This window comes from Caulobacter sp. 17J65-9 (assembly GCF_010975005.1).
In the GTDB taxonomy this organism is placed as follows: Bacteria; Pseudomonadota; Alphaproteobacteria; order Caulobacterales; family Caulobacteraceae; genus 17J80-11.
Genome location: NZ_JAAIVC010000205.1, coordinates 1 through 5703, shown reverse-complemented (window position 1 = coordinate 5703; position 5703 = coordinate 1). Strand labels below are relative to the sequence as shown.

Here is a 5703-nt window from a genome sequence, read left to right as displayed (position 1 = left end):
ACGCGGGCTCGGCCGGCGCCGTGAGGGGCCGGGTCCTGGTCTACTGGGGCTGCGGCGAGCAGGCGCGGCCCGGCCAGCCGACGGTGATCGACCTCGCCAAGCCCGGCGCGGGCGCCGCCAGCCTGGCCGCCGGCCTGGGGACCCTGACCCAGACCCCGCCGTCCCCGGGGGCGGGCCGCACCTACGGCGAGTGGCCGAACGCCCGCGCCTCGAAGGTCCCCGCCGACGGCTCCCTGCTGGGCGATCACGTGGTGCGCGGCAACTACACGCCCGAGATCCGCTTCGCCCTGGGCGCCGGCCAGGACTTCCTGGCGCCGGTGCAGCTGTCGGGGACCAGTCCGACCGCCGCCGGGGTGACGCCGCTGGCCTGGAAACCCGTGACCGGCGCGCAGGCCTACTTCGCCTCCGTGGTCGGCGCCAACGAGGCGGGCGACACCGTGATCTGGAGCTCCAGCGAGATTCCGCTGATGGCCGGCCAGCTGCCCGACCATCTCTCGCCCGCCGACCTGAAGCGGCTGATCGCGCGCAAGGCGTTGATGGCCCCGCAGACCACCCGCTGCGCCGTTCCCGCCCAGGTGGGCCAGGCCGCACCGGCGTCCCTGCTACGGGTGACCGCCTACGGCGACGAGGTCGACGTCAGCTATCCGGCCCGCCCCGCCGATCCGAAGACGGCCTGGAAGCCCGACTACGTGGTCAAGGTCCGCTACGCCTCGATCGCGTCGGCCATGCTGGGCCTGTCCGACGACGCGGGCGAGGACGACCAGGACGCCGACGCGGCCCAGGACACGGGCAAGCCGGCCGCCGGCAAGAAGACACGCGCCTTGCTCAAGGGCCTGGGCTCGATCCTGCCCTGACCCGCGAGCCGCGGCGCCGCCGGCCCCCGACCGGAGGCGCCGCCCCCCTTTCTCCCTCTTCCGGAACTCGTCGAGACCGCCATGCGCAGAAAAGCCTTCCTCATCGTCCCGCTGCTCGCCCTGGCCGCCTGTTCGGGGCCCAAGGACGAGGCCCGACCGGACGCCGCGTCGAAGCCGGTTCAGGCGGGCGGTCCCTCGCTGGACGGCCCCATGCTGGCCACGCCCGGGCTGTGGCGCACCAAGACCATGGTCAACGGCCGCCCGGCGCTCGGCGCCAACAAGACTTGCGTCGACGCGGCCAGCCAGAAGGCCGAGGACATGTTCACCCAGCAGGGCGCCACCGGCTGTCAGTCGCCGGCCCGCCGGCAGATCTCGGGCGGCTACGCCTACGACCTGGTCTGCGAACAGGACGGACTGAAGACCCTGGTGTCGGGCGAGGTGAAGGGCGACGCGAAGCACGTCGTCATGACTTCGACCACGCGCATGACCGGCCCCGACGGCGACGTCATGCCGCCCGCCACCGTGGTGATCGACAGCGCCTACGTCGGCCCGTGCCCGGCCGGCATGAAGCCCGGCGACAGCGTCCAGGAAGCCGCGCGCTGATGCCTGGAAGGAACGAACCGATGACCCGTCGTCTCGCCCTGCGCGTCGCCGCCGCCCTGCTGCTGGCCGGCGCCGCGCCGGCCTTGTCGGCCGCCCCGGCCTATGCGGAGGAGGGGCTCGCGTCGCCCCTGACCCGTTTCCTGCCGCCCCCGCCCGAGGGCTGGAACCGCGGTCCCGTCAGCGTGACCGAGGACGGCAACGGAATGGAGCCGTTCGTCGGCGCCGCCTACGGGCCGGACCGCGCCGACGTGAAGGGCGGCTTCGGCGTCACCATCACTCACCCCAGCCCGCACGATATGGAGACCGAGTTCCCCAGGTCGCGGCCGCTGGGACCGCACCCGATGGCGCCCTTCATGGTCACCACGCGCCAGAAGGTGAACGAACTCGACGCCTATCTCATCTGGAACGAGCAGGGGCGGCGTGCTGCAAATGAAGGTCGGCCGCGTGCTGGTCGCCATCCAGGGCAGCGACATCACCCCCGAACAGCTGATCGGCTTCGCCCGCACGATCGACACCGCCAACCTGCTCAAATACTGAGCGGCGCGTTCGCCCGTCGACGCAAGGGGCCGGCGGACGACCGCCGGCCCCTTTGCCGTTTGTTCAGTCGCGCTCCAGCTTCCAGCGGAACACGTAACGCAGGCCCTTGGTCTCGACGATCCTGGTTCCGGCGTAGTCGCCGTCCGGCCCCGCCGTCGGCTGCAGGGCGAAGCTCACGCCGTTGGAGAACGGCAGGGCGACCCGCTTGACCCCGGGCGCGCTCACCAGCGGCTCCACGTCGACCACACGCAGGCCGTTCAGGGTCAGGCCCGCCTGGACGGTCAGGGCCATCGATCCGTCGCGCCGGTCCACCACCACCATGTCGCCGAACGAGAAGGCGTCTGCGCCCGGCAGGGCCGGATCGGGCAGCCGCACCACGCCCTTGCGCCCCCCGTGGTCGTAACTGGCCTCGACCGTCGCGGGACCGCCGTTCGGACCGTCGCCCGCCGTGAACAGCAGGAAGCGGTGATTGTCTTCGTCGCGGATCCGGACCTGGGCCTGCGCCGCCGCGACGCTTGCGCCATGGTCGGCGATCTTCTGCTCGGCCGCCTGATGGCGCGCGCGGGCGGCCGCGCAGGCGTCGGACGCTTCGTTTCCGAGGCACGCGGCCATCATCGCCTCCAGCAGCCGATTGACCTCGAGCATGTCGGCGGTTCCGTCGCCGCCCCCGGCGCCCGTGGTCGCGGCGGACATGTCGGCCATGTAGGCGCTCTGGCTGTCGGTGAACCCGTCGCCCAGCGGGTTCACCGCGCCGCTCTCCCGGGCGAACATCGGCGTGCGCACCACCAGCCGGTCGTGGACCGCTTGGCCGCCCCGCTGGCCGGTCACCTCGACCTCGTAGCTCAGCACGGCGGCCTGGTTCTTCAGCGGCGTTTCCAGGGGCTCCGCGACGACGGGAACGGCGAAGGCGGCGAGCGCGGCGCAGAGGCAGGCGAGCGAGACGGCGCGGGACATCGACGGCGGACCTTTCGGGACATCGGGCGCGAACGCCCCAGCCTTGCCTACCGCTCGGACGCCAGCTCGGCCTCGACCGAACGGACGAGGCGGCGGCTTTCCCAGCCGCCTACCGTCGGCGTTCCGGCGCGTGCAGCGTCGGCAGGAACGCCGAACCATGTGCAAACTCGTGACCTCAGCCACCGCCGCCGCCCTGCTCGCCGCGGCCGTCCTCAGCGCGCCCGCCGCCTTCGCCGACGAACCGGCCTCGCCGCAGTGCGCGGCCCTGGCCGAGGAGGCCGCCAAGCTGAACGACCAGGTCGGCGCCGCCACCGCCAAGAAGGCGACCGGTTTCCTGGCCAACGTGGCCGGCCGGGCCCTGGCCTACACGCCGTCCATCGACACCGGCGACAGCGCGCTGGGCCGCGCCGCGGGCCAGGCGGTCGAGGGCACCGCGCAGGAGCAGGCCTATTCGGGCCTCGACAAGGTCCAGCAGAGCGGCCGCGCCGCCGACCCCAAGGCGGCTAAGGCCCGTCTGAAGGAGATCCGCAAGCAGTCGGCCGAGCTCGGCTGCGGAAAGGCGTGAGGCGCGGCTCTATGATCCTTCGAACCCTGGCCGTGCTGCTCGGGGCGGCGGCCGTTTTTGCGTCCGCACCGGCTGCGGCCGCGGAAGTCAACCAGGCGCAGGCGCTGGTCGACGCCGGCGGAATGTCGGGCGACGAACTGGCGTACTGGACCGTGCAGGCGCGGCGGTACCGCGATCAGGTCGAGTGGCGGAACACCGTCGAGCGCGACACCCGGCGGCTGGCGGACTCGTCGTCGCGCGCGATCGACCTGGAGAACCAGGCCGCCGAGGTCGCGCTCATTGCGAAAGTCATGGAGGAGGATCGGCTTCGCCGCGAGCGCTTCAGCGACAGCATCCGCCAGTTGATGCGCGAGCATTACGGGACGAGGTTCGAGGGCGATCCGGAGCCGATCGACCCGAAGGCGACGGCGAGCAGCGGCCCGCTCCAGGACTACCTCAGGAAGCAGGCCCAGGCCGAGGCCCGGGCGAGGGCCAAGGCGCAAGGCGTGGGGGCCGGGCTGAAGACCGTCCGGGCGGTCGATCGCTGGGTGCAGGTGGTGGTCGACAGCACCGGCGAGGTGATCGAGAACGATCCGGTCGACGTGGCCCACGCCAGGCTCGAGGACCTGGAGCGACGCCAGGCCGAGCTGGAGGCGCGCCTGCAGGGGAAGCTCGACCCCGCCGAAGTGGCCGCGATCGTCGATCAGCTGCTCGCGCTGGAGCGGGAGGTCGACCGGGCCTTGTCGCAGATCGCCGGCTACGTGTTTCGGCTGCGCTCGCCGCTACGCAACGTCTGCTTCCCCCCGCCGGTGAAGGGCGAGCCGGTGGCGGCGTTGAACTGCCGGTTCTGGGCCAAGGACGTGCCCATCGTTGTGGACGGCGGCGCGATCACCGTCGTCTGGGTGCGGTTGGATATCGACTTCCGCAAACGTCACGACGAAGCCAGCGTGGCCTACTATTGGCGCTACGCCGGCGAGCCCAAGCCCACCGATCCCCAGTCGACCCTGGGCGGCGAGCTCCGCCACGGGCCCGACGGCGCCCTGTCGCTGGTGATCCCCTGGACCGACGAGGACGGGGACGAGCAGGAAACCCTCTATCCGCTGACCCTGACGACCAAGCGAGTTTCGGGGAACTTTCCGCCGTTCACGGATGGCGGCCCGTTCGAACTGACCTTCCTGCGGGACCCGGACGACTACATTTCGTGGGACCACTACGAACGGTCCAGGGACGGCAGGCCCCCTCTGCCGGCCGGTGAGCCGATGACGGCGAAGGACCTCGCGCCGCTCGAGATCCGGCCCCCGCCACGCCTGGTGTCGATGTCGAAATAGCGGTCCTCTGACCCCGCCCTGGGCGGGCCGCGAGCATGAACGACAGATGCGCGCCTCCTCCGTTTGGAGGAGGCGTTCGTCCCTTATGCGTGTACGTTCCACACGTTAGCTGCGCGAGTATGTGCGGAGCGGCGAGCGTTCGGGGATGGTCCAATCATGGCTGGAAGTGTGCACGCAGCGAAGGCGGCGCCGTCGATCGCACGTGGCTGGCGCCCCGGCCTCACCGCTGAGGCGCACGCCGAGCTCGTCGACGCCGTCTACGTCGCCGCGACCGATCCCGAGGGCTGGACGGACGTGTTCGCCAAGGTCCGGCGGTACATGGGCGGTCATGGGACGATGTACGAGCGCTGCGTGGCTGATCCGCGCTCGCACCGGCTGGCGCTGGCCAGCCTCGATCCCGAGTTCATCGCGCTCTACAACAGCTACTACAACGCCACCAACCTGTGGGCGACCAGCCCGAAGGCCGGCGACCGGTCGCTGTACGTCACCGAAGAGGTCGTCGACGGCCCCGCGCTGGAGCGCACGGAATTCTTCGCCGACTGGCTGCGGCCGCAGGGGCTGAGGCACGGCCTCAGCTGCCGGGTCGGCGGGGCGGGCGGCCGCTACCTGCATCTGGGTCTGGTCCGCGAGACGAAGTACGGGGGCTATGACGCGGACGAGGTCCGGTTTCTGGAAAGCCTGACGCCGCACCTGCGGCGCGCGATCGAGATTTCGCACCGGTTAGGCGCGGCCGAGGCGCAGGCCGACGCCGCGCTCGACGTGCTGGGACGCCGCGGCGTGGCGACCGTGCTGGTGGACTCGCGCGGCGTGGTCCACGCCGCCAACGCGGCGGCCGACGAACTGATGCGCGACGGCGGCGGCCTGACGGTGCGCGCCGGGCGGC

Annotated in this window: 6 protein-coding genes; 5 read left to right on the top strand and 1 reads right to left on the bottom strand. The window is 71.9% G+C overall.

Annotation, left to right across the window (positions count from 1 at the left end):
• On the top strand, window positions 1-854 hold an 854-nt coding region (locus tag G3573_RS19540; protein WP_205598377.1), incomplete at its 5' end, for a hypothetical protein.
• An 81-nt stretch (window positions 855-935) separates the two neighbouring features.
• On the top strand, window positions 936-1457 hold the full coding sequence (locus G3573_RS19535; protein WP_163263351.1) for a DUF3617 family protein: 522 nt from the start codon (window positions 936-938) through the stop codon (window positions 1455-1457).
• Window positions 1458-2057: 600 nt separating this feature from the next.
• Here G3573_RS19535 and G3573_RS19530 read toward each other — a convergent pair.
• On the bottom strand, window positions 2058-2948 hold the full coding sequence (locus tag G3573_RS19530) for a hypothetical protein (protein WP_163263350.1): 891 nt from the start codon (window positions 2946-2948) through the stop codon (window positions 2058-2060).
• A gap of 157 nt (window positions 2949-3105) precedes the next feature.
• Between G3573_RS19530 and G3573_RS19525 the strand changes: the two genes are divergently transcribed.
• From G3573_RS19525 to G3573_RS19515, 3 genes are all read left to right on the top strand, one after another.
• Window positions 3106-3513 (top strand): hypothetical protein, encoded by a 408-nt coding sequence (locus G3573_RS19525; RefSeq protein WP_163263349.1) that lies wholly within the window; start codon window positions 3106-3108, stop codon window positions 3511-3513.
• Window positions 3514-3545: 32 nt separating this feature from the next.
• The gene (locus tag G3573_RS19520) at window positions 3546-4820 is read left to right on the top strand and encodes a hypothetical protein (RefSeq protein WP_163263348.1); all 1275 of its coding nucleotides are present in this window, start codon (window positions 3546-3548) and stop codon (window positions 4818-4820) included.
• Window positions 4821-4988: 168 nt separating this feature from the next.
• A partial coding sequence (locus G3573_RS19515; RefSeq protein ID WP_163263347.1) for a hypothetical protein occupies window positions 4989-5703 on the top strand: 715 nt, incomplete at its 3' end.